Origin of the sequence: Aquamicrobium defluvii (assembly GCF_004363725.1) — a bacterium.
GTDB classification, from domain to species: domain Bacteria; phylum Pseudomonadota; class Alphaproteobacteria; order Rhizobiales; family Rhizobiaceae; genus Mesorhizobium; species Mesorhizobium defluvii.
Map to the genome: position 1 here is coordinate 19,618 of NZ_SNZF01000012.1, position 25,155 is coordinate 44,772.

General features: G+C 60.9%; 27 protein-coding genes and 4 pseudogenes. 16 read left to right on the forward strand and 15 right to left on the reverse strand.

Going from position 1 to position 25,155, the window contains the following annotated elements; translation table 11 throughout:
* Window positions 1–37: 37 nt before the first annotated feature.
* The 6 genes from DES43_RS10625 (at window position 38) to DES43_RS10650 (ending at window position 3,762) form a co-directional block, all read left to right on the forward strand.
* Window positions 38–457 carry an MAPEG family protein gene (locus tag DES43_RS10625; RefSeq protein WP_245514551.1) on the forward strand — a complete coding sequence of 140 codons (420 nt, stop codon included), beginning with the start codon at window positions 38–40 and terminating at the stop codon, window positions 455–457.
* A complete protein-coding gene (locus DES43_RS10630) occupies window positions 458–937 on the forward strand; it encodes a cytochrome b (RefSeq protein ID WP_133675112.1) in 480 nt (159 codons plus the stop codon).
* A 112-nt stretch (window positions 938–1,049) separates the two neighbouring features.
* Window positions 1,050–1,832: a thiol:disulfide interchange protein DsbG gene (gene dsbG / locus DES43_RS10635; RefSeq protein ID WP_208110830.1), complete on the forward strand. Its 783-nt coding sequence runs from the start codon at window positions 1,050–1,052 to the stop codon at window positions 1,830–1,832.
* 29 nt (window positions 1,833–1,861) lie between these two features.
* The gene (locus DES43_RS10640; RefSeq protein ID WP_133675116.1) at window positions 1,862–2,347 is read left to right on the forward strand and encodes a thioredoxin family protein; all 486 of its coding nucleotides are present in this window, start codon (window positions 1,862–1,864) and stop codon (window positions 2,345–2,347) included.
* Window positions 2,348–2,358: 11 nt separating this feature from the next.
* Window positions 2,359–2,976, forward strand: coding sequence for an SAM-dependent methyltransferase (locus DES43_RS10645; protein ID WP_133675118.1), 618 nt, complete (start codon window positions 2,359–2,361; stop codon window positions 2,974–2,976).
* A 60-nt stretch (window positions 2,977–3,036) separates the two neighbouring features.
* Entirely contained in the window at window positions 3,037–3,762 is a 726-nt protein-coding gene (locus tag DES43_RS10650) for a L,D-transpeptidase (RefSeq protein ID WP_133675120.1), read from the forward strand.
* 15 nt (window positions 3,763–3,777) lie between these two features.
* Here DES43_RS10650 and DES43_RS10655 read toward each other — a convergent pair whose 3' ends face one another.
* Both DES43_RS10655 and DES43_RS10660 read right to left on the reverse strand, forming a co-directional pair.
* Window positions 3,778–5,109 carry an ATP-binding protein gene (locus DES43_RS10655; protein ID WP_133675122.1) on the reverse strand — a complete coding sequence of 444 codons (1,332 nt, stop codon included), beginning with the start codon at window positions 5,107–5,109 and terminating at the stop codon, window positions 3,778–3,780.
* A complete protein-coding gene (locus DES43_RS10660) occupies window positions 5,109–5,771 on the reverse strand; it encodes a response regulator (RefSeq protein WP_133675124.1) in 663 nt (220 codons plus the stop codon). Before DES43_RS10660 ends, DES43_RS10655 begins: the two co-directional genes overlap by 1 nt.
* A 355-nt stretch (window positions 5,772–6,126) precedes the next feature.
* Here DES43_RS10660 and DES43_RS10665 point away from each other — a divergent pair, with 355 nt between their 5' ends.
* From DES43_RS10665 to DES43_RS10675, 3 genes are read left to right on the forward strand one after another with little or no spacing between them, the layout of a single operon-like run.
* Window positions 6,127–6,714, forward strand: coding sequence for a DsbA family protein (locus DES43_RS10665; protein ID WP_133675126.1), 588 nt, complete (start codon window positions 6,127–6,129; stop codon window positions 6,712–6,714).
* 37 nt (window positions 6,715–6,751) lie between these two features.
* Window positions 6,752–8,575, forward strand: a complete 1,824-nt coding sequence (dsbD, locus tag DES43_RS10670) for a protein-disulfide reductase DsbD (RefSeq protein WP_133675128.1) — start codon at window positions 6,752–6,754, stop codon at window positions 8,573–8,575.
* Between the two features lies 1 nt (window position 8,576).
* Entirely contained in the window at window positions 8,577–9,425 is an 849-nt protein-coding gene (locus tag DES43_RS10675; protein ID WP_133675130.1) for a TlpA disulfide reductase family protein, read from the forward strand.
* Here the strand turns inward: DES43_RS10675 and DES43_RS10680 are convergent.
* The 3 genes from DES43_RS10680 to DES43_RS10690 all read right to left on the reverse strand — a co-directional run bounded on the left by DES43_RS10680 (window position 9,407) and on the right by DES43_RS10690 (window position 12,056).
* On the reverse strand, window positions 9,407–9,817 hold the full coding sequence (locus DES43_RS10680) for a cytochrome C-552 (RefSeq protein ID WP_166647728.1): 411 nt from the start codon (window positions 9,815–9,817) through the stop codon (window positions 9,407–9,409). The genes DES43_RS10675 and DES43_RS10680 overlap by 19 nt on opposite strands.
* Before the next feature lie 11 nt (window positions 9,818–9,828).
* Complete coding sequence (locus DES43_RS10685) at window positions 9,829–11,139, reverse strand: sulfite oxidase (protein ID WP_166647729.1); 1,311 nt, start codon at window positions 11,137–11,139, stop codon at window positions 9,829–9,831.
* A gap of 530 nt (window positions 11,140–11,669) precedes the next feature.
* A complete protein-coding gene (locus tag DES43_RS10690; RefSeq protein ID WP_133675134.1) occupies window positions 11,670–12,056 on the reverse strand; it encodes a DUF302 domain-containing protein in 387 nt (128 codons plus the stop codon).
* A 379-nt stretch (window positions 12,057–12,435) separates the two neighbouring features.
* Here DES43_RS10690 and DES43_RS10695 point away from each other — a divergent pair.
* Together DES43_RS10695 and DES43_RS10700 are read left to right on the forward strand one after the other, a co-directional pair.
* Window positions 12,436–12,936, forward strand: a pseudogene (locus tag DES43_RS10695) (P-type ATPase actuator domain-containing protein); the annotation flags it as partial.
* A gap of 112 nt (window positions 12,937–13,048) precedes the next feature.
* Window positions 13,049–13,561, forward strand: coding sequence for an IclR family transcriptional regulator domain-containing protein (locus DES43_RS10700; protein WP_166647730.1), 513 nt, complete (start codon window positions 13,049–13,051; stop codon window positions 13,559–13,561).
* A 45-nt stretch (window positions 13,562–13,606) separates the two neighbouring features.
* On the opposite strand, the gene DES43_RS10705 is transcribed toward DES43_RS10700, so the two are convergent.
* Window positions 13,607–14,749 carry a recombinase family protein gene (locus tag DES43_RS10705; RefSeq protein WP_133675141.1) on the reverse strand — a complete coding sequence of 381 codons (1,143 nt, stop codon included), beginning with the start codon at window positions 14,747–14,749 and terminating at the stop codon, window positions 13,607–13,609.
* Entirely contained in the window at window positions 14,746–15,198 is a 453-nt protein-coding gene (locus DES43_RS10710) for a DUF2924 domain-containing protein (protein WP_133675142.1), read from the reverse strand. The genes DES43_RS10705 and DES43_RS10710 overlap by 4 nt, the downstream gene beginning before the upstream one ends.
* A gap of 26 nt (window positions 15,199–15,224) precedes the next feature.
* Between DES43_RS10710 and DES43_RS22375 the strand changes: the two genes are divergently transcribed.
* Complete coding sequence (locus DES43_RS22375) at window positions 15,225–15,512, forward strand: hypothetical protein (protein WP_166647731.1); 288 nt, start codon at window positions 15,225–15,227, stop codon at window positions 15,510–15,512.
* A 40-nt stretch (window positions 15,513–15,552) separates the two neighbouring features.
* Here DES43_RS22375 and DES43_RS22680 read toward each other — a convergent pair.
* The 5 genes and pseudogenes from DES43_RS22680 to dctP all read right to left on the reverse strand — a co-directional run.
* Window positions 15,553–15,735 (reverse strand): annotated as a pseudogene (locus tag DES43_RS22680) (ATP-binding protein); the annotation flags it as partial.
* Window positions 15,736–15,896: 161 nt separating this feature from the next.
* Window positions 15,897–16,982 carry an alanine racemase gene (locus DES43_RS10730; RefSeq protein ID WP_208110832.1) on the reverse strand — a complete coding sequence of 362 codons (1,086 nt, stop codon included), beginning with the start codon at window positions 16,980–16,982 and terminating at the stop codon, window positions 15,897–15,899.
* Between the two features lie 230 nt (window positions 16,983–17,212).
* Complete coding sequence (locus DES43_RS10735) at window positions 17,213–18,508, reverse strand: TRAP transporter large permease (RefSeq protein ID WP_133675146.1); 1,296 nt, start codon at window positions 18,506–18,508, stop codon at window positions 17,213–17,215.
* Window positions 18,505–19,029: a TRAP transporter small permease gene (locus tag DES43_RS10740; RefSeq protein WP_133675149.1), complete on the reverse strand. Its 525-nt coding sequence runs from the start codon at window positions 19,027–19,029 to the stop codon at window positions 18,505–18,507. The genes DES43_RS10735 and DES43_RS10740 overlap by 4 nt, the downstream gene beginning before the upstream one ends.
* A gap of 179 nt (window positions 19,030–19,208) precedes the next feature.
* The gene (dctP, locus tag DES43_RS10745; RefSeq protein ID WP_133675151.1) at window positions 19,209–20,201 is read right to left on the reverse strand and encodes a TRAP transporter substrate-binding protein DctP; all 993 of its coding nucleotides are present in this window, start codon (window positions 20,199–20,201) and stop codon (window positions 19,209–19,211) included.
* Window positions 20,202–20,339: 138 nt separating this feature from the next.
* Between dctP and DES43_RS10750 the strand changes: the two genes are divergently transcribed.
* Entirely contained in the window at window positions 20,340–20,990 is a 651-nt protein-coding gene (locus DES43_RS10750; RefSeq protein ID WP_133675153.1) for a helix-turn-helix domain-containing protein, read from the forward strand.
* Window positions 20,991–21,288: 298 nt separating this feature from the next.
* On the forward strand, window positions 21,289–22,140 hold the full coding sequence (locus DES43_RS10755; protein WP_133675155.1) for a sulfite exporter TauE/SafE family protein: 852 nt from the start codon (window positions 21,289–21,291) through the stop codon (window positions 22,138–22,140).
* A gap of 15 nt (window positions 22,141–22,155) precedes the next feature.
* Here the strand turns inward: DES43_RS10755 and tssE are convergent, their stop codons facing one another.
* The 3 genes from tssE to DES43_RS23165 all read right to left on the reverse strand — a co-directional run bounded on the left by tssE (window position 22,156) and on the right by DES43_RS23165 (window position 24,485).
* On the reverse strand, window positions 22,156–22,629 hold the full coding sequence (gene tssE / locus DES43_RS10760) for a type VI secretion system baseplate subunit TssE (RefSeq protein WP_133675157.1): 474 nt from the start codon (window positions 22,627–22,629) through the stop codon (window positions 22,156–22,158).
* A gap of 4 nt (window positions 22,630–22,633) precedes the next feature.
* Window positions 22,634–24,163: a type VI secretion system contractile sheath large subunit gene (tssC, locus tag DES43_RS10765; protein WP_133675159.1), complete on the reverse strand. Its 1,530-nt coding sequence runs from the start codon at window positions 24,161–24,163 to the stop codon at window positions 22,634–22,636.
* Window positions 24,164–24,278: 115 nt separating this feature from the next.
* Complete coding sequence (locus tag DES43_RS23165) at window positions 24,279–24,485, reverse strand: type VI secretion system contractile sheath large subunit (RefSeq protein WP_208110833.1); 207 nt, start codon at window positions 24,483–24,485, stop codon at window positions 24,279–24,281.
* Between DES43_RS23165 and DES43_RS10775 the strand changes: the two are divergent.
* Together DES43_RS10775 and DES43_RS23345 are read left to right on the forward strand one after the other, a co-directional pair.
* Window positions 24,451–24,600 (forward strand): annotated as a pseudogene (locus DES43_RS10775) (IS6 family transposase); the annotation flags it as partial. The gene DES43_RS23165 and the pseudogene DES43_RS10775 sit on opposite strands and share 35 nt — an antisense overlap.
* 156 nt (window positions 24,601–24,756) lie before the next feature.
* Window positions 24,757–25,155 (forward strand): annotated as a pseudogene (locus tag DES43_RS23345) (DNA-binding domain-containing protein); the annotation flags it as partial.

Genomic DNA, 25,155 nt, shown 5'->3' on the forward strand with positions numbered 1-25,155 from the left:
GCCTGGCGAGCCATCGTCGGTCGAAAACAAATCATTTATGTTCAGCAAAGGTATTCTGATGGTCTTCCCACAGGTGACGGCGTTCTATGCCGCTCTGCTTGGTCTGGTTTTCACAGGCCTGTCGTTCTGGGTGGTCAAGGCCCGCGCGCACCACAAGGTTGCAATGGGAGATGGCGGGCAATTCTCGCTGATCCTGCGCATCCGGAGCCATGCTAACTTTGCGGAATACGTGCCCTTGGGGCTGATCCTGATCGCATTCAATGAAATGGGCGGCCTGGATTCCTGGGGGATTCACGCACTCGGCGCAATCCTTGTGCTCGCGCGCATCGCTCACCCGATCGGCATGGCCGCGTCTGAGGGTTCGCCGCTGCAAAAACCATTTCGCGGCTTCGGCGTCCTTGGCACCTGGGGCGTGATCCTGATTTCTTCCCTGCTTGTGCTCGCCGGACTGCTCTAAATGACCAAGACGATGCGCCATTCAACTACGCAAATTGCGCTCCACTGGACCGTGTCAGTTCTGGTCGTCGGCCAATATCTGTTCAACGAGCCGATTGCTCAGGCCTGGAACGCTGCCGCAGATGGCTTGCCGGTTTCGTTCAACCCGCTGATTCTGGCGCATGTCGCCGGCGGCGTGCTGATTCTGGCACTAGTCGCTTGGCGACTCGTCCTGAAATCGCAAAGGGCCGCGCCTCCGCCGCCGGACAACGAACCCGCCCTGCTACGGATGGCGGCGCAGGTGGCGCATTGGAGCCTCTATGGTCTGCTCGCCGCCATGTCGATGTCCGGGATGGCGGCCTGGTTGGGTGGTGTCGAGGCGGCCGCGACCGCTCACGGTGTGTTGAAGGTCCCGCTGATCGCCTTGATAGCCCTTCATCTGCTTGCGGTCATTTTCCATCATCTGATCCTGAAAAACCCGATACTGAAACGGATGGTCTGACATCAAGGCACCGCGCGCGAGTGAGGAAGTTCCGGCCTTAAGCCTGCCTTAAGGATCGAGAGCGATCGATCGGCCGACCATGAACTCCACGTACCAGGCTGAACCAAAAAGCATGAAGAAGCTCCTGCTCACCGCGGTCCTTGCCTCCGCGCTTTCCGCGTGTAGCGATAGCAATGAGCCCGGGGGCAGTCCTGCGAGCAACACCGACGCGCCAGTGCTCGATACCCTGAAAGCCCAGGGGCTCACCATCCTCGGTCCGCTCGATGTGCCCGGCGGTCTCGATGCATTCGCTGCCAGCGCCGGTACGCAGGCGCTTGCCGTCTACGTCATGCCTGACTCCGGCTATGCTCTGATCGGGACGTTGATCGACGAAGCGGGCAATCCGGTTGCTGACGAAGAGCTGCGTCGCATCGTCAGTGAGCCGCTGGAACAGGATGCGTGGGACTCGCTGGAGGCCGCCGGCTGGGTCGGTGATGGCAGGCCCGATGCCGAGCGTATCATCTATGTCTTCACTGACGCCAATTGTCCGTTCTGCAATCAGCTATGGACCTCGGCGCGACCCTGGGTCGAGGCCGGCAGGGTGCAGTTGCGCCATGTCATGGTGGGCGTGATCCGGGCAGACTCGGCCGCGAAGGCGGCGGCGATCCTCGAGGCTGAGGACCCGGAAGCCGCTCTTTCCCTCAACGAAATCCATCATTCCGAAGGCGGGATCGCTCCGCTCGAAACCATTTCCGACGAAAGTAATGCCCAGCTCAACGCCAATGTCGAGCTGATGCGTCAGCTCGGCTTCGGCGGCACGCCGGGGCTGATTGCCAAAAACGACGACGGATCGCTGAGATTCCAGAGCGGTGTTCCGCGCGGGGCGGCGCTCGAGGAGCTGTTCGGACCGCTTTAGCAAGCCGAAAGTCACAAGAGGCAGGAACGATGCAGCCAGAAACAGCGCAAACAAGGGAAGAAAAGCGAGCGCGATTAACGCGGCGAGCGCTTCTGGCGGGCGGCCTTGCCGCGCCGGCTGTGCTGCTGGCGACACCGGTGCCCGCCGCTTCAGGCGAATTGGTGCGAGATGTCTCTTCCTATCACCAGGCGCTCGCCGCGCTTGTCGGGCAACACCGCTTTGCGCTGGTGGACATCAGGGCGGACTGGTGCGCGGTCTGCCATCGTATCGAGCGCGAAATCCTTTCCCACCCGACGGTGAGGCGAAATCTTGAACATGTGCCGCTGCTGAAGGTGGACGTCACGGCCATGGACGAGGCCAATCGCCAGCTTCTTGCTCATCTTCGCGCCAGCGGCCCGCCCACGTTCTTCGTCGTGGACGCCGCAACGGGCGCGGAATACGATCAGACCCGATCGCTGGGATCGTTTTCAAGACGCAATCTGATCCGGCGCCTGGCGCCGTTTTCGGGGATCTGAAGGAACTACGGATGACGGTAAACCGCTGGGACGAACGCTATCGCGGCGAGGACTATCTATTTGGGCGCGAGCCGAGCGCCTTCCTGAAGCGTGAAGCCGATCGCTTCGCAAAGGGTAGCAGCGTCCTTGCGGTCGCCGATGGCGAAGGACGAAACGGCGTGTTTCTCGCCGGTCTCGGTCTCAAGGTACATGCCATCGACGCCTCATCTGTCGCGCTGGAAAAAAGCGCGCGCCTGGCCCGTGAATCAGGCGTTGAGATCAAGCTTGAACAAGCCGATCTTGCCGATTGGTGCTGGCCACGCGAGACCTATGACTACGTTGTCGCGATCTTCATCCAGTTCGCGGACCCGGCAATGCGGGCGCATCTCTTTGAGGCGATGAAATGCGCCCTGAGACCAGGCGGGCTCTTGCTGTTGCACGGCTATCGTCCCGAGCAGGTGGAGCTTGGCACAGGTGGGCCGCCGCAGCCCGAGAATATGTATACGCGCGATCTGCTGATCTCAGCATTCGGCGACTTCGAAATCCTGCACCTGCAGGAGCATGATGCGACGATCCACGAAGGCAGCGGTCATAGCGGGCCTTCGGCCCTTATCGACCTCGTCGCACGCCGGCCCGCCGTCAGCCCTTAAGGTTGGCTTAAGGTGGCGCCCATGTCCTGCGCACACAGCAAGTGATGCAAGGACACTGTTTTGAGTACGCAGATTCGTTATCCCAATACGCTGGGGCGGCGCGGGTTTCTTATTGGTGCAGGTGCGCTGGTCCTGGGAGGCTGCTCGGCGACAACCCGACCTTCTCAGACGACAGCGCCGGCAACTCCGCCTCCGCCCTCACGTCCAATACCACCCATGTATTATGCGATGCCCCATGAGCGGTTTCCGGTCCCGGCTGTCGATGTCTCCAGGATCGACCCCAAATGGTGGCGCACTGAAATCGCCTATCCGACCGACGAACGGGTCGGCACCGTCATCGTCGATACGCCGAACCGCTATCTCTATCACGTGCGGCCTGGTGGGCGCGCGGTCCGCTATGGCGTCGGCGTTGGCAGGGACGGGTTTTCCTGGGCGGGACGTGGCCGCCACATCGCCTATAAGCGCGAATGGCCCCGCTGGAACCCGCCAGACGAGATGGTCGCGCGCCAACCAGAGCTGGAGCCGGTCAGCATCGCCAATGGCGGCATGGATCCAGGCCTGAACAATCCGCTCGGCTCACGCGCGCTTTATATCCACGAGGGCAACCAGGACACGATCTATCGCATCCACGGCAGTCCCGAGGAGTGGACGATCGGCCAGGCCGTATCATCGGGCTGCATACGAATGGTCAATCAGGACGTCATCCACCTCGCCGACAATGTGCGTGACGGCAGTCCGCTGGTGGTGATCGCCGATCCTGCGATGAGGCATCTGCTGACGACCTAAGCTGTGCGTGGCGCATCAGGCATGAACGCCGATGACGGCGCTCAGACCGCCAGTCTCGCGGTTAAAGAGCTGCAACTGCCAGCCGCTTCGCCCCAACGCCAGTTCGACAATGGCAAGACCCAGGCCGCTGCCGACGGCGGCCTTGTGGCGGCCGCGGAAGAAGCGCTCGGTGATTCTGGGCAGCTCTTCCTGCGGGATGCCCGGGCCGTCATCCTCGATGACAATACCGCCTGTCTCTGCTGCGCGGCAGCGCACCACGCCGCCCTGCGGTGAGTGATTGACCGCATTTTCGAGAAGATTGCGGGCCGCCAGCGTGAACAGTTCCGGCTCGATCTCGACGGTGAGCATGTCGAGTGCCGGAGAGATCTCCACCGTCACTTCGCGCACGAGATCGGCCAGTTCCTCGGCCAGCGCGCGCAGCACCGGGCCAGCTCGAACCGAGCCCTTCCTCTCCACTTGATCGAACGCTTCCAGCGAGGACATATCGAGAAGTTGCCGGACCAGCCTGGAGGTTCGGTCAACGCCGATCACGATCTGGCTCAGTGCCTGTTTTCGTATGGCGGCATCGTCGCTGGCCAGCGCTACCTGCGCCTGCGTCTTCAGCCCCGCCAGTGGCGTTCGCAGTTCATGGGCCGCGAAGGCGGTGAAGTTCCGCTCGCGCTCGCGCAGCCCCGCGACGCGGGCGAACAGCCCGTTCAGCGAATGCAGCACCGGCGCGATTTCAGTCGCCGTCGCCGCACCGTCGATCGGGCTGAGGTCCGAGGCATGGCGTGTCTCGAGGTCGCCGGCGATCTTGCGCAACGGCTCGAGCCCGCGCCGCACGCTGAGCCAGATCAACCCGCCGAGGATGGGCAGGATCAGCAGCGCCGGCAGCAGCAGGCCGCGAATGACATCGTTCACCAGCCGGTCGCGGATCCACATGCTGTCGCCGACGAGGACCCGCACGCCGAGTTCTTCATTGGTGACGGCGTAGACGCGCCATGTCTCGCCGCCGATCACGGTTTCGGAAAACCCGTCAGCGTGTTCGGAAAGCCGCTCGTCAGGCGCGCCATCGGAGCGCCCAATCAGCGCACCCTGCAATGACCAGATCTGGCAGGAAAGCTGGCGATCATAGGTGCTGTGGGCACGCAAAGGCAGGCCTGTGGTGGAGCTCGGTGTCGAATCGACAAGGATCTCCTGGCTGACGATAAGCGAGGAGACCATGCGGCCGGCCTCCATCAGCCTGGCGTCAAGCACCCGTTCCACCTCGGCGCGCGTCGACAGATAAATCCACACCACTGCCGAAAGCCAGACGAGGCTGGTGGTTACGGCGAGGATGATGAAAAGTCGTTTGGAGATCGAAGGCATCACATCTCGCCTCCCAGCCGGTAGCCAATGCCGCGCACAGTCTGGATCGCGTCCGATCCCAGCTTGGCACGAAGATGATGGATGTGGACCTCGATGGCATTGCTCTCGACCTCCTCCTGCCACCCATAGAGCTTTTCCTCGATGCGGCTGCGCGAGAGGATCTGGCCGGGATGGGCCATCAGCGCGTGCAGCACGGCATATTCCCGGCGTGACAGGTGCACAGGCTTACCGTCCTGCTCGACCTTCTGCTTGGCCGGATCGAGGCTGAGACCGCTCCATTCCAGCCGCGCACCCGGCCTGCCCGCTGCGCGCCGCAAAAGCGCTCGCAGGCGCGCGGCAACCTCGTCGAGATCGAACGGCTTGCCAAGATAGTCGTCCGCGCCGGCATCAAGCCCGACGATGCGATCGGCCACCCGGTCGCGCGCGGTCAGAAGCAGCACCGGCGTGGTATCGCGGCGCTCGCGCATCGACTTCAGCACGTCAAGGCCGGAGCCATCGGGCAGCATCAGGTCGAGCACCAGCGCGTCGAATTCGTGGTTCTTCAGTACCGCATCGGCTTCCTCACAGGTTTCGACGGCGTCGGTGTTGAAGCCACCGATCCCAAGCCCCACCCGCAAGCCGTCACGAAGAACGGCATCGTCCTCGACAATAAGCACGCGCATCAGATCACCTCGACAGAAAGCCTGCCATCCTGCGACAGGCTTAAGGCAAGCTTAAGAATTTCCAGACATCGCCTGGCAAAGCGATCATGCAGTGAGGCGGCACCGGATCCTACTGCGGCAGCTGTCGGACATCTTCGTGCAACACGGGTGCGTGCTTGAACCAGATCAACGCGCCCTGCGGTCCCGCCGTTGCCGGTGAGGGGATCGTCATATCGCGGCACCTTAAGCCCGCCTTAAGGTTCACCGTCGACCTCGGCCGAAATGGAACAGCCGGAGCCGGATGATGCAGAATCACCGCATACACAGAACTGCCACACCTTTTGCCACTGCCGCATGGGATCGGCGCTCGATTCTGATGGGTCTGACGGCCTTGATTGGCGCGGGCATTGCGACACGGGTCGGCGCTGATGATCTTTCCGCGGAAATGATCCTCAACGATCCGGATGCGCCGATAGGTGGAAACCCGAATGGCGATCTGAACATCGTCTCCTTCTTTGACTACAATTGCCCTTTCTGTAAGCGCACGGTCGATCCGCTCAGCGCTGTGCTCGCATCCGACGGCAACATCCGCCACATCTACAAGGATTGGCCAATCCTTGCCCAATCCTCTGTATATGGCGCAAAGCTGGCTCTCGCCGCCAAATATCAGAACCGCTACGAGGACGCCTATCGCGCCCTGATGGGCATCGAGGGTTCCCGAATCCCGGAAGACAGGATGCGGCAGGCCCTGCAAGCCGCCGGATTCGATATGGCCCAGCTCGAGGCAGACGCGAACGAGTATGATGCGGACATCACCACCCTGCTCCAACGCAACAACGCGCAAGCAGAGGGGCTGGGCTTGCGCGGCACACCCGTATTTCTGGTAGGGCAGTTCCTCGTCGCTTCGGCGCTCGACGAAGCCGGGTTCCGACAGGTTGTGAAGGACGCACGCGACGCTGCCTGACGGCTTCGTCGACCACTGGAATACGCCGAGAAAGACTATGCCCCGTCAGATCTTCCTTCGCCTAATCACGTCCCTGTTCGTCGCGCTCTGGTCGCTTTCCGCCGCGGCCCAGCAGCAGGATCTGCTGCAAGCGGAAGAAGCTTTCCGCCTCACAGTCGAGCGTGAAACTAACGACACGATCGAGATGCGCTGGCAGATAGAGGACGGCTACTACCTTTACCGCGACCATCTGGAAGCAAAGAACCGAGCAACAGGGGAAAAAGTCGCCCTTCACACCGATCCGGGTATCGTTGAAGCTGAAGACGCCAATTTCGGGCCGTCCGAAGTCTATTATCTTGAGGCCGTCGCCCGGCTCGGGGCCGATGCGCCCGGCGAAGTCGCCATCACCTACCAGGGCTGCAAGAAGGATTCCATCTGCTACCCACCGATGACAGTGGCGCTGGATACTGGCAGTTTGCAGCTTTCCGAGCCTGTCGTTGGATTCGGCATCGCCGCGCCTTTATCGCCGTCTGCCGGGAATACAGAAATCGGCGGCTTCACGCTCGCCGACGAGACGCAGAATGGCGGCATGATCGGCTCGCTGCTGGCCATCGGCGGCGCGGGCTGGGTGATTGCTAGCTTCTTGGTGTTCGGCCTGCTTCTCGCCTTCACGCCATGCGTGTTGCCGATGTACCCAATCCTCAGCGCAACCCTGGCGCGCGAGGGCGAGGCGCTGACAGCGCGGCGCGGCTTCGTATTGTCCACTTCCTATGTGTTGGCGATGGCGGCGGCTTTCGGCCTTCTCGGCATCGTCGCGGCCTGGTCGGGCCAGAACCTGCAAATGGTGCTGCAATCGCCCTATGCGATCGGCGCGGTCTCCGTCCTCTTCGTCGTGTTGGCGGCGTCGATGTTCGGATTGTTCGAATTGCAGCTGCCGAGCGCATGGGTCAACCGAATGGCTGGCGTAACCGCCGGATCGCGCGGATCGGTCAGCGGGGCCGCCGGCATGGGCTTTCTATCCGCGCTGATCGTCGGACCCTGCGTCACGGCGCCGCTTGCCGCCGCCCTTCTCTACATCGCCCAGACCAGTGACGCATATCTCGGCGCAGCCGCCCTGTTTGCGCTGGGGCTCGGCCAGGGGATCCCGCTGATCGCCTTCGGCACGATCGGCAGCCGCGCCTTGCCGCGCGCCGGCGCATGGATGGTGCAGATCAAGTATGTCTTCGGTTTCGTCTTCCTTGGCGCCGCCATCTGGATGACGGGTCGCATCGTGCCGCCCCAGGCCACCCTCGCCCTTTGGGCGCTCCTGTTGCTAACGGCGGCCGTCTTCATCGGCGTCGCCGACCGCTTGACAGCGGAGGCGGCCGCCGGACCGCGGTTTCGCAAAGCAGCCGGGTTGGCGCTCTCTCTCGCCGGCGTGATTTTCGCCATCGGCGCGGCGTCCGGCGGAGGCGATCCGCTGCGCCCGCTTGGCCATTTCGGCGCCGGCAGTGGCGGTTCGCAACAGCACGTCGCTGAAACATCGACTACATTCATCGAAGCCGGATCGATGCCGGACCTCATGCAGGTGATCTCTTCAGCAGACGGGCGGCCGACCTTCGTCTATTTCACCGCGGATTGGTGCGTGATCTGCAAAACCATTGAACGCGATGTTCTTCAAAATGCCGAGATCATTGCTGGTCTCGACGGCTTCCAGCGCGTCCGGGTCGATTTGACCGCGCTCGATCAGACCAATCAGGAGATGATGCGAGACCTGGCAGTCGTCGGGCCACCAACCATGATCTTCTTCGACGGCGACTCGAAGGAGGCGAGCGGCTCCCGCCTGATCGGCGACGCGACGATCGCGACGCTGAAAGCCTCGCTCGAGCTGGCGAGACGCTGACATGAACGCCATAGCCATCGGCCCGCTGGTCTTCGCGCCCGACCGTTTCGCCGCCATTCTGGCAATCGCCGTGTTTCTGATCCTGAGCGAGATCCTTGCGAGGAAAGTCGACCAGCGCTTCTCTTCCTGGGCCTGGGGTGCGACGCTCGCCTTTATTTTCGGCGCGCGTGCCGGACACGTCATCCAGCACGGGGAAAACTTTCTCGCCGATCCACTGCGCGCCCTGTTCATCTGGCAGGGCGGCTTCATGATCGGAGCGGGCGTTGCACTGGCAATTGCCTATACGTTGATCCAATTTCGGAGCGAGCTACGCCTTGCATTGTGGGCGGCGCTGCCGGCCGTCATTTCTGCCTATGCAGCCTTCTTCATCCTGCAACTAACCGCAGGAGCGCCGGCTACCCCGCTGCCGTCGGGAGGCATGTTCCGCACGTTAGCCGGCGAGCCGTTCGAGCCAACCATGTTGGAAGGCCAACCGACGGTCATCAATCTGTGGGCGACATGGTGCCCGCCCTGCCGGCGCGAAATGCCGATGATGGCGGACGTCGCAGCGAACACCGACGACGCCCGGCTGGTGTTCGTCAACCAGGGCGAAGGCGCGGACGTCATCCAGCGCTTTCTCACCACTGAAAACCTCGAACTGGACCATGTGGTTCTGGATTCGCTTGGCGAGTTTGGACGCCACTACGAGGTTCCCGGCCTGCCAGCGACATTCTTCATCGGCAGCGACGGAGCGCTCCAGTCTGTCCATATGGGTGAGATTTCGCGCGAAGGCCTGCTGACTGGGATCCAGAAACTGCAGGACACGGGGAGCGATTCAGGCAAGTGGCCTGGTTACCGTTCCGACGAGTAGTGCTCCTTCAAGTAGTCGAGAATGGTTTCCCGCAACTCCTCACCCGGATCGGCCATGCCCTGGTCCTCGATCATCCAGGTCCATAGATAATCCCAGCGCGCGTCCGACAGGCGTTGCTGCTTCACCAGGGCGATAGAGTGACAGGCCGAACACATATAAAAGGTGTCTTCCGCGCCCGGACCGTCGATCAAACCGTCGAATTCCGGGTTGCCTTCAGGGCGCGGAGAAGCACCCGGTAACGGCATTGCCGGGCGCATCGGATCGTAACCGGCTGCTTGGGCGAGCAGAATTTCGCCGGTGCGAAAGTCGTTTTCTTGCGCTGCGGCGGACAGTGAAACTCCTGTCACCGCGGCGCAAGCGATAGCTGCTCTCAAAAGAAGGTGGAAATTCACAATCAGTCCGATCAGCTGGCAAACAGCGCGATGCGATGGATCATGTTGTTGCCATAGCCCCGCGGGTTCCATCCGGGCGTGACCGCGGGCTGCGTGACGTCGTTCATGTCCGTCGCCCGCGCCCACACCTCGTAGTAGCCCTGCTCCGGCGGCGTCACCTCGGCGCGCCAGCGCTGCCAGGCATATTTGTTCGGGGCCGATTCAAGCGTGGCCTCCTGCCAGGTTTGGCCGAAGTCGAGCGAAACATGCATCGCCTTCACGTCACCATCGCCCGCCCAGGCATGGCCGCGCACTTCTACGGCCTGTCCTTGTGTCACTTCCGCGCCTGTCGCCGGCGCGGTGATGATCGACTTCACCGGCATGACCGTAAGGACTTCCATATCCTCTTCCGGAACCTCGGTTCCGGGCGCCACCGGATATTTCGGCATGCGGTAGGAATAGCCACCCATCTTCGGCCCGTCATGCTCCTTGTCGCGGATCCAGATCCGCGTCAGATATTTTTGCGACACCGAGCCTGGATAGCCAGGGATGACAAGACGTATCGGGAAGCCGTGCAGCGCCGGAATGTCCTCGCCATTCATCGCCCATGCGATCAGGGCTTCCGGCTCCATCGCCTTCTCGATCGGCACGCCGCGCGAAATCACCACCTTGTCGGGGTCTCCAGAAATATCGACGTCATTGCCGTAATGGCCCGTATAGACGGCCGAAGATTTCACGCCAGCCTTTTCAAGAACGTCTCGCAGCCGCACGCCTGTCCATTGCGGACACCCGACCGCGCCGACCGTCCACTGGTTGCCCGAAGCGCCGGGCTGGAAGAATGCCCTGCCATTGCCGCCGCATTCGAGCACCAGCGCCAGGGTGACGTGCTCGAAATCGCTTTTGAGGTCATCGATGGTGAGGGAAAGCTCGTTTTCTACTTCGCCGTCGATAGTGAGCGTCCAGTCGCTCGCATCCTTGTCGAGCGCCGACTGCGGAACGAGGCCGTTGGCGCGCACAAACAGCCGCGAATAGGGCGTGATGTCGTCATCCAGCAGGTGTGCAGGTGTCTCGGCGTTGAGCGGCCGGTCATTGTGCACCGTCAGGCCGTCCTTCTCCGACATCAAGTCAGCGCCGGTATCTTGCGCGAACGCCGCGGGAACGAGACCATCGGGGAAGTGGCGTCCAAAAGGCACCGCCATTCCGAGCGCTGCGCCAATGGCGGTCAGGCCGGTACTTTTCAGGAAGCCACGTCGATCGGAAATGGATAGCCGGTCGAGTATTGTTGTCGTGATCTCCTCAGAATGATCCCGATCTTCTTTCCTGTCGATTGAAAGCACCATCATTACCTCCCTGGGCATCTGTTACGGCCTGCAAAACAACCGCTTAGATCATGAACGCGAAATCCTCAGTCGATATTTCCTCCAGCAATGTAGACGAGGAGATCCTTACAGGCCACCCTTGGTCAATAACCTCGCGTCATTTGCGCTACTCCAGCGCCTTGGCACCCATCGACCCGCAGCCGACGAGATCGGATATGTTGCAGGCCGACAGTTCGCGCAGGGCCATGCGCAACTCCGCGGACAGGCCCTCTCCCATCGCAGGACGTTGAACGGCATGCGAAGCAGATCGTGCACGGTCAGTCTCTCGCCAATCGACAGCGCGAGAAGCTGACCATATGTTCGGCCGCCGGCGCAACCATCTCGGCTGCAAGCAGGCGTCCATCCTCACGCGACGCATACATTCTGCAGCGCAGCGGCTCCTAGCCCTGCGGACCAGCCGCGAGCCCGCAGGGCATGCCTTCCAAAGAATTGTCTTGGAGCGCAGAGCTGTTGATGCGTGGATTGCTGACGGGGCGTTGTTCAATATTGTCGTTTCAAATCTCGCCGACAACCTTGGCAAGCATATCTCCGACCTTGCCTGCGACTTCTTTCAGTGCCGCGTTATCGATTGCTTGCATGGAGGCCACCGGATCGACGGCGCTGACCTCCACCCCAGTATCGACCTCCCGCAGGATGACGTTGCAGGGCAACATTGCGCCGACCCGAGGCTCGATGCCAATTGCCTGATAGGCCATTTTTGGGTTGCAGGCTCCAAGGATACGATATCCGGGCATGTCGATCCCGAGTTTCAATTTCATCGTCGTGCGAACATCAATTTCAGTCAGCACGCCAAAACCGTGATCGGCAAGAGCTTTGCGGGTACGCGCATCGATCTCATCGAGGGAGACATCTGCAATGATGCGGTCAAGAGTATAGCTCACGGGACTATCCTTCCACTATTGAATTAGGGAGCACACTAGTCGACCTATGACGAGCGCCAGCACGGGGCACTCTCATCCCCTGCCACAATGTCCATGCGGTCGATAGGTGGCTCCAACATGCATATATCTGCGTGATTACGTAGCTACGCTGATTAGCATCTGTTGTCAATCTTTGCACGGGTCGCTACTGGATATCTCGTTGAACTGCCCCAGCAGCTTGCACTCGCCCATGCTTGTCAGCCGGCAGATTTATCAGTCCACGTTGTGGAGGCATTAATCGGCCGGATCGTCCCAGGACTTCATCAGTTCCTCCCGCTACATTGTCATCGCTCTCTTCACCCAGCCATTGCCGCCCGACCCGGCACAGCCAGGAAACTGCATGGAACAGCGTTCTTCCGTTCGAATGATGACAGTGGCGACAGCCCTCACCATTGGGGGAATGTGCCTCGCCGCCCTGGATGCATTCTGCCTCCCAGGCGTCTGGGGACCGGTCGGCCTTGCAATCGTCTACGTTTTCGGCGGCGGGCCGGCTTCGATCCGCGCCCTCACCGCCCTCTGGCGGGAGCGCAGTCTCGACATCGACCTTCTCATGGTCATCGCCGCGGTTGCGGCGGCGGCGGTTGACGCGGCGCTGGAAGGCGCGGTGCTGCTGACGCTGTTCAGCATCTCCACGACGCTGGAGCACCGCGTCATGGGCCGGGCGCGGCGGGCGGTCGAGGCGCTGATGAGTCTTCGGCCCGACACGGCGCTGCTGCGGCAGCCGGACGGCTCGGTGACGGAGGTGCCCGTCCGGCAGTTGCAACCCGGCGATCACATGGTGCTGCGTCCAGGTGCGAAGGTGCCCGTCGACGGCGTGATCCGCGAAGGACAGGTGTCGATTTATGTTTGAAACTGGGACTCACGCAGTGAGTGATTTCAATTGCTTGTGTGAGATTGAAGTGTAACACCTTACGCTTCAAATGAGACTCCAGCGGGCATACGTTACACTCAAAATGAGATTGATCGACCGGTCGATCGACCGTAGTCTCGCGTATGATCTCACCCCCAGATTACCCATAATCGCCCTCAAATCCATCCAGGGGAAACACTCGTTTCGCTACTCATGGAATGCCGGATATCGGATGCCGGCGCATTCGATAACCGGGGGGATTTGCTTGCTCAGTCGCATGACTGATGATGAGGTGCGCGCGCTCTACAAGGATCAGTTCAATGCGTTCTATCCACGCGCTCCCCAATCTCTAGACGAGCTTCTGGAGGTTCTCCAGCAGGTTAGAGGGCAAGGATGGATCGAACTAGACATGAGTTCGGTCTCCGACGTTAGGGCGATCGGTGTCTCCATCGCGTCGGCAGATGGGAAAGAAGCTTACGGATATAGTCTTTCGTTCCCAGCCGGCTCGCTCTCTTCGGCAGGCGCTATGGAGGTGCGCGATCATCTGGTACGATCGGCCCAGGAGCTCGGTTCACAGTTTGGCGACCGGTTCTGGACACGTATGGAAGTGGCCTGACTGCTTCTTTAGTTGCGTCTGTTCGAGCTTCTTTCATGCCTCGGCTCAGGACTCCCGTGGCCGTGGCGACGTCCGGCGACAGGGGTCGACGCCGATGAATTTGACCGCAGGCGCTACAGTCAGTGAACCGCGCAGCTTGGACGCTGCCTGAGGCGAGGCGTGTTTGTCGGCACTCTCCACCTCGGCGGCCGGCACGCGACCGATCGAGCAAGCGTCAGCGCCACGCTTTAGCACCGACTGGCTGACATAATAGCGATAGAGCTTATTGCCCTTCTTCGTGTGGGTCGGCGAAAACGCGGCGCCATCCGGCCCAAACAGCAGGCCCTTCAACAATGCCGGCGTCTGCGCCCGCGTATTGCTGGCGCGTTTGCGTGGGCTTGTCTGAAGAATGGCATGGACCTTGTCCCATAGAGCACGATCGATGATCGCCTTATGCTCACCAGGATAGCTTTCGCCCTTGTGCATGGCTTCGCCGATATAGACCCGGTTGTTGAGCAGCTTGTAGAGAACGCCCTTGTCGACCAGTTTGCCCCGGCGGGTGCGCATATTTTCGGCAGCCAGAGCTTTTGCCAGTACAGTTGCCGAGCCGACGCTGACAAACCGCTCGAAGATCATGCGCACCATGGCAGCCTCGGTTTCCTCGATTACCAGCTTGCGGCTTTCCACCCGATAGCCGAGCGGAACAACACCGCCCATCCACATGCCTTTCTTGCGACTGGCGGCAAACTTGTCACGAATGCGCTCGGCGGTGACCTCGCGTTCGAACTGGGCAAAGGATAGCAGAATGTTCAGCGTCAGCCGGCCCATCGAGGTGGTGGTGTTGAACGACTGGGTGACGGAGACGAAGGTGACGCCATTTCTGTCGAACACCTCGACCAGCTTGGAAAAATCCATCAAGGAGCGCGACAGGCGGTCGATCTTGTAAACGACCACCACGTCGATCAATCCGTCCTCTATGTCAGCAAGCAGATGTTTCAGCGCTGGACGTTCCAATGTGCCGCCGGAAATACCACCATCATCATACTGATCACGCACCAGCACCCAACCCTCGGAGCGCTGGCTGGCAATATAGGCTTCGCAGGCCTCGCGCTGCGCATCGAGGCTGTTGAACTCCTGCTCCAGCCCTTCCTCGGAGGATTTTCTGGTGTAAATGGCGCAGCGGAGCTTGCGAATGGTTGGTTTCGTCATGTCCGGCTCCTGTGATTTTTCAGGCCGAAGAAAATCCAGCCATTCCAGCGCGTACCGGTGATAGCGCGGGCAACCGAAGACAGGCTCTTGTAGGGGCGTCCCTGCCATTCAAACCCATCGGCCAACACGGTGACGGTGTGCTCGACACCCTGCCATTCGCGGATCAAGCGGGTACCGACAATCGGTCGGTCGTCAGCTCGGTTGCGACGTACCATCAAGTTGCCGCCATCAAGCTGTTCACCTAAAGCTTCAAGCCGATCGATTGTCGAGGGCTTCAGCCCGCCATAGGCCAACTCCTGAATCCGATAGGCCAGCCTGCTTTCGAGATAGCGCCGATTAAAAGCGGGCGGTTCGCTGTCGAACAGATCGCGCCACTGCTTTTTCAGTTCCGGCGTTGTGGCTGTCTTCAGCGCCACCAGGCGCGCGGGGATGGGATCGTGCGTCGTCATCAAATTCTCCGGTGAGTTGGAGTTGCATGACGGCATCGGTCGGGCATGAAGTGAAGGCAATTTTCTCCATTACCTTCAACAGGATGAGCACATTCGCGCTGACGCAGCCGAATGATGCCGCGTGCCAGCAATTGGCACAGTTCGGCATGACGTTCGGTGGATGTCATGCGCTCAGGTGGCAATGGATTTGGAATATTCATGGGGACCCACCCTCAACGGTTATCCCCAGTCAAGTACTCAGCACCACGCCAAACCGGGCCAGTCTGGGCGCGGCGGAGGCCGCTCGCGAAGCGCGCTTTTCCATAGCGCAGTAGCGAGCGAGCGGCCGTCAGGATTTGGCGTGGTTGTCGCGGGTCAGACGGTGCCTGGCTGATCGCCCGTTTCGGCGGTGGCCTGGTTTTGCTCCGCCGCGTCGGCCGTGGCAGCGGCGGGACGCCGTCCGGCAGATTGTTTGAGGCGGTAGCTGTCGCCATTCATGGTGAGGATGTGGACATGGTGTGTCAGGCGGTCGAGCAGCGCGCCGGTTAGCCGCTCCGACGCGGGCGCAGGACGGTGAGATCAGCGAGGCCGACGCCCGCGCGGCGGTGGCCAGGCTGGATCCGCTGTGGGATGAGCTTTTTCCCGCCGAGCAGACGCGCTTCATCGATGCCTTGCGGCCATCGCCGCGACACGCTTTTGATGCGACAGCCGGAGCCTTGTCAGGTGAGCCTGCCTCGAGCGTCAACCGGAGCGACTTGCGGCTCGGCACCCTCGGACGTCAGCACGAAACTGTCGAACTGCGCCATGACCGCACAACTGTGGTTGGGATAGATGCGCATCAGGCTTCCGATCGGCGGGCACTCCTTGGACCAGGCAACGAAACCGTGCTCCTCGGACAGGCGCTCTACCCGGTATAGTTCGCGTGACGCCGCCACGTGCGAAGACACCGCCAGGCCAAAACCGCCGCCGCCGGTACCATGCGGTCCAAAATCCGAACTCAATGTCTTGGATCCCGCATCGATAATGACGTGTCTTTCGTTCGTCGCGACGACCCGCGCCACCACCGTCAGGGCGAGGTCCTCGGGCCCGCACAGTCCCAGCCTGACCGCCGTCATATCGAGGAATGCGTAGTTTCCGGGCCGGATTTCGTCCGAGCCGGGCGCAATGGGCGCGCCGAGCACCGTCGGCGTGCTGCCGGTGCTGATGAACACGGCGGGCAGCCCCGCCAGGATCAGCTTGTCCCGCAATGCAGTAAGGAGTTCGGCTTCTTCAAGCGCGATCCGGCGCAATTCGTCGCTGCCGGTCGAACTGTAGGCCTGTCCGGCATGCGACAGCAGGCCAGTGAACCTGAGGCCACGACGCGAGGCAATATCCGCAGCAAGGTCAAGCGCCAGCGGATCGTCCGGGCGCACACCCACCCGATGAAGGCCAACGTCGATCTTCAGCGAGCAGTCGAGACGCACGCCAAAACGTGTTCCGACGGCGTCCAATGCATCGACGCCTTCCCGGCTGCTGGCGATGTAGCCGACGCGCGCCTTTCTCGCGGCTGCCAGCGCGATGAGGTCTTCTACGCTGGCCGGATCGATCACGGGATAGGCCAGCGTGATGTCCGTGAATCCCGCGTCGACGAACACCATGGCCTCACTGGGCTTTGAGGCTGTCAGTCCTACCGCGCCAAGCTGCATCTGACGTCGCCCGACGAGCAACGACTTGTGCGTTTTCAGATGCGGCCGCAAAAGCACATTGGCTTCCCGAGCCTTGTCCTGAACCCGGACCAGGTTTCGCTGGAGGATCAGATCGTCCACCTCGATATATGGCGTGCGCATCGCGGCAAGCGGAAACCTGCGCTGATACAATTCGGCTTCTTGTCGTTTGTCGTCAGACATGTGCTTCTCCGCATTGCTCTTTCCTGCCCCATCCGGAAGCAGGTCACCGGTCCCTCCCGTTCGGACCCTTGACCTGATGGACGGAGCAGACATCGACACGCCTGCCACAGATGCAGGTCAGGCGTGCGAAACCCATGGATTCAGTTGAGTTATTTCCCAAGGAAAAAGTTTGGCAGCGCCAGCGCGATTTCCGGAATGTATGTCGTCAATATTAATGTCGGGATCCATGCGAACAGGATCATGATGAATGTCGGCTTCAGCATCGATGCTACCGCCGTGTTTCCTACGCGCGCGCCAAGATAGAGAAGCGGCGCAGTCGGTGGGGTTATGTTGCCCATGCCCAGATTGACCCCGATGATTGCAGCAAAGTGGATGGGGTCGATGCCGACTTTCTGCACGATGGGCAGCAGCAACGGCGCGGAGAGGAGAACGCCCGACACGTCATCCATCAGCATTCCGATCGCTATCAGAACCAGGTTCACCATCAGCAATATGACGATCGGATTGTCCGAAATCGACGATATGAAGCCGTACGCGATTTCCGGGACGTTCTCGAATATCAGCAGCCTGCTGACGATCATGACCATGAAGAACATGACCATGACGGCACCCGTCGTAACAGCGGTTTCGACCAGCGCCTCCATGAAGGTGTCGCGGTTGAGCCCCTTGTAGATGAAAAAGCCCACCGGGATGGCGTAGAGAACCGCGATGCCCGCTGCTTCCGTCGGCGTCATGATGCCACCGTAGATGCCGCCAAGGATAACGACCGGCATAAGCAGCGCGGGCGTCGCCCGCACCGTCCGCTTCCGCATCTCGGCCGGCCATTCCTCTCTCGATATTGGGTCGCCTTCGCGCAGCTTCTGCCGCGACATCATCACGAAATTCACGACGCAGAGCAGAACGACGAGGATGAGGCCCGGCACGACGGTCGCGAGGAAACACTTCAACACCGACTGCCGGGTGATCCACGCATAGATGATCTGGATGGAACTTGGCGGGATCAGGAGCCCCAGCGGCGCTGCGTTCGCCACCAGTGCGGCCGAAAATCCGGGCGGATAGTTGGCCGCCCGCAATCTGGGCAGCATGACCGAGCCGATGCATGTAAGCGTAGCCGCCGCACTGCCCGAGATCGCGCCAAACGTCATGCTGGCGAGAACCACTACAGCAGATAGCCCGCCCTTCAGCCGCCCGACGAAGAGCTCCGCCAGATCGATCATCGGACCCGCGATCTTGCCATGGTTCATGATACCGCCGGCCATGATGAACAGCGGAATGGCAAGAAGGACGATGGTGTTCATCCCCCAATGGCCCGAGGCCAGGTACAATGAGGGGTCCGTGTCGCCAACGAACGCGATGTACAAAATGGCCAGGCCGAAGGCGAACGGCACCGCGATGCCGATGGCAAGCGTGACACACAGGATGACGAAAACCGCCAGAATGGTCATGACGATCCCCTCTCACTCTTCAATTGCGCCACCTGACCCGATCTGAAGATCAGGTAGTGGCGATACGCATGCGCGAATGAATGCAGCGCCATCAACGAGAAACCGACAAAGATGAAAAAGCGCGGCGCAGCCAAAGGGATGCTGTACACGGACGTTCTTGCCATGCTCGGATATTTCGCAAATTCAGCGATGAACATCTTCAAGCCCAGATAGGCGAATATCCCGGCAATCAGACCTTCCACACAGAAGATGAAAATCTGATAGGCTTTTCGGGCACGAGGGTTTTTCAGGCCTTCGACAACGAGGTCCGCCTTGATGTGCATATCATCGTGCGATGCACGCGCCGCGCCGATGAAGTAGAGAACGAACGCAACGGGAAGAACGATCTCTTCATATGCGAACAGATCGCCTCCCAAGACATAGCGCACGAAGACGACCATCGAAAACGCGGCCGCAACAATCAGGCTACAGAGCGCTATGATCCACCCTTCGAGCCTGGCTATCCGCTCAATCCAATTCATGCGCCGCCTCCCAACGCCATTGTGCCGACCAGAACCTGTGCCGGATGCTTTCGGTCCAGGCGAACCCCGTCGGTCGGCGCCTCACCGAGGCACGAAACAGAGCAGGCCGACCTGCGGATTCACCCGGCGGGCCGGCGCTCGCAAATCGAGCGCCAGCCCGCCGAGGATCGACCCGCGTGCTACTTGGTGTCCTGCTTCAGCTGCTCCAGCAGTTCCTTGCCGAACTTGCCTTCAAGCTTGGGCCAGACCTCGGCCTTGATGTGATCGGCGATGGCATTGAGTTCATCGTCGCTGAGGGCGATCACCTCGATCCCATGCTCCGCCAGCTTACCCATATATTCCTTGTCCACCTTCTCGCTAAGCTCGAAGGACTTCTGGGACGCTTTGGCGAAGGCATCACTCATCACCGTCTGCTGCTCAGCCGACAGCGAATCCCACTTCGCCTGGCCGATATAGAATGCGGTGTTCTCGACAAAGGTGTTGTAGGGAACGAAGTACTTGATGGCATCGCCCAGAACCGTAAGGTTCGTCTCGGCGGTTCCGCCAATCGCACCGTCGACGATGCCCTGCTGCAATGCAGGCACGACGTCGGACCAATTGACCGTCGTCGAGTTGAAGCCCATCGCATCGGTGGTGAGTTTCGCGACCTCAGCGCTGAAAATGCGGATGTTTACGTTCTTCGGCCCCGTAGTCGTCGCGTTGTCAGGCTTCTTGGTGACACCGACGCCGATGAAACCCTCGGCAAACACTCCGAGCAGCTTGATGCCCTGCGCCGCCAGATGCTCGTCGTAGACGCGATAGAAATTGGAGCCGGGCGAGTAGACTTTCCGCATCTGCTCGTAAGTGCCGACAAGATACGGTATCGAATTGATCTCGAGTATCGGGTCATTGTGGCTGTAGATGAAGGTGTGCCCCATGTCGATCACGCCCTGCGCGACATCACCGAAGACCTGCTCACCGCTACCAAGCTGCCCCGCCGGGAACAGCTTTATGTTGAGGTCGACATTGGCGTCTGCGATCTCCTTGATCGTTTCCTCCAGGACCTTGGTCGCGATGTTGTCCATCGGATGCTGACCGGCGATCTTGAGGTCTACGGCATTCGCGATGCCGCCAGACGCAAATCCGAAAGCCACCGCGAGCACGGCAACCGACCCATATGCCCGTATGTTCATTGTTTTCCTCCCTCCACTCTTTTGAGTTCATGCCAATGGCACGCTCATCGATTACGCTACCGCTGTTTTTCTTGATGTCAAACAATTTTAGAGTTAGAAAATTGCAACAAGGGATTGGACCTCGCTTTGCGGAAGACCATGGCAGGAACTGACAAATCGAAAAAAGCATCACTCCGGCTGGCCCAGCGCTCAGTGGGAGAGATCCTGTCCGGCATACGCCGCGAGAACAGATGGACACTCGCACAGGTGAGCGAGCGCACCGGCGTCTCGATCTCCACGCTATCGAAGATCGAGAACAATATCAGTGCCCCGACCTATGGCGTCCTGACCCGCCTGGCTGCGGGCCTGGGCGTCGATTTTGTCGAATTCCTCGACATGCAGGCGCCGGTGTTCGCGCCAGGCATGCGTGCGGTGACGCGCGCAGGCGCAGGTTCCGCCTACGAGACGCCCATCGGCCGGTATCTGGCTATGGCGAGCGAACTGGCCGCCAAGACCATGCAGCCGATGGTCGTCACCGTTCCATTGAAGCGAAAGCGCGCTCCGCAATTCAGAAGTTCGCACAGTGGCGAGGAATTCCTGTTCGTGATCGAGGGTACGGTCGAGTTCTACCTCGAGCCCTACGCGCCGCTGCTGCTGAACCCCGGCGACAGTGTCTATTTCGATGGCTCATCCAAGCATGGATTTGCCTCCTGCGGCGAGAGCGAAGCACGGATCCTGTGTGTTTGCCTGATGGGCAAGTCCGACATGGACGGTCGCGTGCTGGTCCATGACGAGGAAGCCGGAGACTGACGCCGGATAGCAAGCCCATGGATGCTTAAAGCAATTCCAGGAAAAGTGCGCAGCGGTTTTCCGTCCGGAATTGCGTAAAACAAAGAGATAGGGCGCTTCCGCGATTCCAAGAAAAGCGGAAACGATCTAGGACAACCGATTGCCCACCGAGCGAGGAACGCCGCGCTGAAATTGCCCGTTGCGCCACGGCATTGCCTGGCAGGCTCGGCGGAGGCAGCAACCTTTCGCAGGTGACTATCGACCTCAAACCTGCTTGAAGTCGCGCTCACCTTTGGGCAGCTTCAACGGCGGGCGGGACATGCTGGATCTATTCACCTGGGAATTAGCAGGCGTGCTCATCGCGCTGCTTCTGGCCGGCGCACTCACCGGCATGCTCGCCGGCGTCTTCGGCGTCGGGGGCGGCGCGGTCGCGGTGCCGATCCTCTACGAGTTCTTCCGATTCCTCGACGTGCCCGAGGAAGTACGCATGCCGCTATGCGTCGGCACATCGCTTGCCGTCATCGTTCCCACGTCGATCCGCTCCTTCAATGCGCATCGGGCCAAAGGCGCGGTGGACATGTCGATCCTCAAAATCTGGGCAATCCCCGTCGTTGTGGGCGTCATCGCCGGCAGCTTCATCGCAAGGTTTGCGCCGGCCGAGCTTTTCAAGGCGGTGTTCGTCGTGGTGGCGGGCGTCTCTTCTGCGCGGCTTCTCTTCGGCAAGGACAGCTGGCGCCTTGGCATGGACATGCCGGGACGTGTCGTCATGTCCGTCTACGGCTGGATCATCGGCGTCCTGTCGGCGCTGATGGGCATCGGCGGCGGCCAGCTTTCGAGCCTGTTCATGACCTTCTACAACCGGCCGATCCATCAGGCCGTCGCGACATCTTCCGGCCTCGGCATCCTGATCTCGATCCCCGGCGTGATCGGCTATGTCTATGCCGGCTGGCCAAACGTCGCGAACTATCCGGATGTCGCCATCCTGCAACCGCCGCTGGCGCTAGGCTACGTCTCGCTGCTGGGCACGATCCTGCTCATCCCCACCAGCACCCTGGTCGCTCCGATCGGCGCGCACCTGGCGCACAAGATGTCGAAGCGCCGGCTCGAAATCATGTTCGGGCTGTTCCTCGCCTTCGTCTGCATCCGGTTCGCCGCCAGCCTGTTCGCATGAGCGGCCGCACTCACATCAGGTGAGGATGCGCATGCCTCCGGTGGCGGGGTCGACGACGGTATCGTAGACGACGGCCTCGCTGGTCGTGTCGGCCTGAAGCACGGCACGCATGCGAAAGCGCAAGGTCCGATCCAACGTGCTGTCCCCGGAGACAAGCTCGACGGAAAGCTCGCGGAAGCGGGGCTCGAAGCGGCGGATCACCGTTTCGAGCTTCTTGCGAAAGCCTTCCTGCTGGGCAGGCGTCGCAAGGTTCTGGTTCTGCAATTCCGGCAGGCCATAGGACAGAACCGAGGTCGAAAGCTCGTCGAACCCCGCCGGAAGATCGCCAACCGGGCGCGTGTTGAGCAGCATTTCCAGGTCGCGCCGCACGCTCTCGCGCAGTTCACGCATGGCGTTGTCGGCGTTGCGGTCGGTCTCGATGCTGTCGCCCTGCAACAGACGGTCGAACAGCGGCAGACGCGGTGGCGGAACGGATGGGGATCGCGCCATGGGCCTAGCGTCCTCCGCCCGGTTCAAGATCCGTACGCAACTTCAGACCGGTGACCATCTGGTCGAACTGGAAGTGCGGCTGGAGCTGGAACATGCAGCTCATCACGCCCGGCTTGCCGACCACCTCCCTGACCTCGACGCTGGCATTGCTGAGCGGATAGCGCGCCTTGATCTCCGGGCTCGCATCCGCGTTGCCTGTCGTATAGTCGCGCAGCCAGTCGCCCAGCATCGTCTCCATGGCGGTCGCGGTGGTGAAGCGGCCAACCCGGTCGCGGGCCATGACCTTGAGATAATGCGCGAAGCGGCTGACGCAGAGCACATATTGCAGCATCGACGACAGCCGCGCATTGGCGCGTTCGGCGGTATCGGCGCTGGTCGGCGCGGCGTAAAGCGACTGCGCGCCGAGCAGCATGAACGAGCGCGCGAAAGGGGCGGGGCTGAGCGGCAGGAAACCAAGCTCTTCCAGCGCCTTCTGCTTCTTGTCGGTGAGTTCGACCTCCAGCGGGCGGCGAAACGCAACCTGCTCGCCGGTGGAGAAGGCCGGCATGGGCATCATCGGCTCATGCGCGTCGTCACCCATGCGCCCTCCCCTGATATTGCCGAACCAGCCCGTCTCACGGAACGTGCGGATCGTGAGTGCGCCAACGGCGTAGACGGCATTGCCCCAAAGCCATGAGCCAAGTTCGGCAACGCCTTCGCGGTAGAGGAAGCCGTCTTCGCGCGCCGAATCGACGCCGTAAGGTTCGCGCATGAGGATGCGTGGCAACGCGATGCCGAGAAAGCGGCTGTCCTCCTGCTCGCGCAGGCGCTGCCAGCGCTGGTATTCGACGAGCCGGAAGCCCGCATCAAGCCGCTGGACATAGGAGAGGTCGGCAAAATTGCCCACACCGAAGAGTTCGGGCGCGGCACCGACGATGCACGGGGTGAACGCGGCGGCGCCAACCTGCGCAAGCCCGGCCAGCGCGCTGACATCGTCGGTGACCGACCCTGTACCGGCGGCAGGACGATGGCGCACCGCATAGTCGCACAGGACGAGACCGTAGGGCACGCCGCCGGGCATGCCGTATTCCTCGCTGTAGACTTTCGCGAACATGACGCTCTGGTCGAATTCGATCGCCCGGTCGAAGTCGCGGGCAAGTTCGGACCAGGTTGCGTTGAAAACCCGGATGCGGACCTTGTCGTCGCCGCGCACCGTGTCCAGCAGCATCTCGACCCCGCGCCAGGACGCTTCGAGGCTTTGTACGCCCTCGTGATGCAGGATGGCATCGAGTTGATCGCCGATCAGCGTGTCGATCGCCGCGATGTCACGCAGGACCATCGCCGTGACGGTCCCGCCGTCAGAGCCGGTCTGTCCGACCCAGCGCTTCAGCGCGCGGAACGGGTCGTCTTCTTCAAGAAAGGATTGCAGCGATCCCGCAAAATCGGGATCGGAATCGAGAACGGCCTGCACGAGCGTGCTGCGCAGGCCGGAGATATGTTCGGGCGGCAGGTCGCGGCTTTCGGTGTCCGCGACCACCCTGTCGAGGTTGTCCATCGCCCCGGCCGTCAGTTCGCCGCGCGTCGCTTCGGACGCGCACGCGACGATCTCTCGTGATCAAGCATCGGATACTTCAACAAAAAAGAATCCCTTTCTGGTCCGATGCCCTGCCTCAGCCCATCTGCGGGATGCGCGCAACCAGACGCATGGAAGCGGAAAGCTCTTCCATCTGCAACCACGGGCGAAGATATGCCACGGCATTGTAGGAGCCGGGCGGGTTGTGTTGCAACGTTTTGAATACCGTTTTTGTGGCAAGGAGAGCTTCTGATCTTTCGGAGGATTGAATGTTCAAGGGCCGCCAGTTTGACCAGTCAGTCATCCTGCTTTGCGTGCGCTGGTACCTGGCCTACAGTCTGAGCCTGCGGGACCTGGAAGAAATGATGGCCGAGCGAGGCATTGCCGTTGACCACACGACCATTCACCGCTGGACTGTCGATTTATGTTTGAAACTGGGACTCACGTAGTGAGTGATTTCAATGGCTTGTTTGAGATTGAAGTGTAACACCTTACGCTCCAAATGAGACTCCATCAGGCATACGTTACACTCAAAATGAGATTGATCGACCGGTCGATCGACCGTAGTCTCGCGTATGATCTCATCCCCAGATTGCCCTGATCACGATAATTGCCCGGAGGAATTCCTTCGATATCTGCTCCGCCGTACAGGCGGTGTGGTAACTGCGGAGGTCGTTGCGGCTGCACGTGAAAAATTTGGCATCCCGCGATCAACGCTGTTTCGGCTGGCTGCACGGTTCAGAAAGACGCAACGAACATCCAGTCTCTGCCCCAGAAAACGCGGCACACAAGCAGGTGCTGTCAGGCTGGACCCGAGAACCGAGCGTGTCATTGCCGAGCAAGTGGATGGCTTCTGGCTTAGAAAGGAAAAACCAAGCTTTGCTGCACTCTTGCGGCGTATTCGGGAAGTCTGCCTGACGGAAGGTCTGTCCCCTCCTCACCGGAGCACCGTCCAGCGTAGAGTGTCCGAACTT

Excerpts from the sequence above, each read along its gene's own strand:
- DES43_RS10625 (WP_245514551.1), top strand. The coding sequence starts at position 38 with ATGTTCAGCAAAGGTATTCTGATGGTCTTCCCACAGGTGACGGCGTTC.
- DES43_RS10630 (WP_133675112.1), top strand. The coding sequence starts at position 458 with ATGACCAAGACGATGCGCCATTCAACTACGCAAATTGCGCTCCACTGG.
- dsbG (WP_208110830.1), top strand. The coding sequence starts at position 1,050 with ATGAAGAAGCTCCTGCTCACCGCGGTCCTTGCCTCCGCGCTTTCCGCG.
- DES43_RS10640 (WP_133675116.1), top strand. The coding sequence starts at position 1,862 with ATGCAGCCAGAAACAGCGCAAACAAGGGAAGAAAAGCGAGCGCGATTA.
- DES43_RS10645 (WP_133675118.1), top strand. The coding sequence starts at position 2,359 with ATGACGGTAAACCGCTGGGACGAACGCTATCGCGGCGAGGACTATCTA.
- DES43_RS10655 (WP_133675122.1), bottom strand. The coding sequence starts at position 5,109 with ATGCCTTCGATCTCCAAACGACTTTTCATCATCCTCGCCGTAACCACC.
- DES43_RS10660 (WP_133675124.1), bottom strand. The coding sequence starts at position 5,771 with ATGCGCGTGCTTATTGTCGAGGACGATGCCGTTCTTCGTGACGGCTTG.
- DES43_RS10665 (WP_133675126.1), top strand. The coding sequence starts at position 6,127 with ATGGGTCTGACGGCCTTGATTGGCGCGGGCATTGCGACACGGGTCGGC.
- dsbD (WP_133675128.1), top strand. The coding sequence starts at position 6,752 with ATGCCCCGTCAGATCTTCCTTCGCCTAATCACGTCCCTGTTCGTCGCG.
- DES43_RS10675 (WP_133675130.1), top strand. The coding sequence starts at position 8,577 with ATGAACGCCATAGCCATCGGCCCGCTGGTCTTCGCGCCCGACCGTTTC.
- DES43_RS10685 (WP_166647729.1), bottom strand. The coding sequence starts at position 11,139 with ATGATGGTGCTTTCAATCGACAGGAAAGAAGATCGGGATCATTCTGAG.
- DES43_RS10700 (WP_166647730.1), top strand. The coding sequence starts at position 13,049 with ATGAGATTGATCGACCGGTCGATCGACCGTAGTCTCGCGTATGATCTC.
- DES43_RS10705 (WP_133675141.1), bottom strand. The coding sequence starts at position 14,749 with ATGACGAAACCAACCATTCGCAAGCTCCGCTGCGCCATTTACACCAGA.
- DES43_RS10710 (WP_133675142.1), bottom strand. The coding sequence starts at position 15,198 with ATGACGACGCACGATCCCATCCCCGCGCGCCTGGTGGCGCTGAAGACA.
- DES43_RS22375 (WP_166647731.1), top strand. The coding sequence starts at position 15,225 with ATGACGGCATCGGTCGGGCATGAAGTGAAGGCAATTTTCTCCATTACC.
- DES43_RS10735 (WP_133675146.1), bottom strand. The coding sequence starts at position 18,508 with ATGACCATTCTGGCGGTTTTCGTCATCCTGTGTGTCACGCTTGCCATC.
- DES43_RS10740 (WP_133675149.1), bottom strand. The coding sequence starts at position 19,029 with ATGAATTGGATTGAGCGGATAGCCAGGCTCGAAGGGTGGATCATAGCG.
- dctP (WP_133675151.1), bottom strand. The coding sequence starts at position 20,201 with ATGAACATACGGGCATATGGGTCGGTTGCCGTGCTCGCGGTGGCTTTC.
- DES43_RS10750 (WP_133675153.1), top strand. The coding sequence starts at position 20,340 with ATGGCAGGAACTGACAAATCGAAAAAAGCATCACTCCGGCTGGCCCAG.
- DES43_RS10755 (WP_133675155.1), top strand. The coding sequence starts at position 21,289 with ATGCTGGATCTATTCACCTGGGAATTAGCAGGCGTGCTCATCGCGCTG.
- tssE (WP_133675157.1), bottom strand. The coding sequence starts at position 22,629 with ATGGCGCGATCCCCATCCGTTCCGCCACCGCGTCTGCCGCTGTTCGAC.
- tssC (WP_133675159.1), bottom strand. The coding sequence starts at position 24,163 with ATGGACAACCTCGACAGGGTGGTCGCGGACACCGAAAGCCGCGACCTG.
- DES43_RS23165 (WP_208110833.1), bottom strand. The coding sequence starts at position 24,485 with ATGACTGACTGGTCAAACTGGCGGCCCTTGAACATTCAATCCTCCGAA.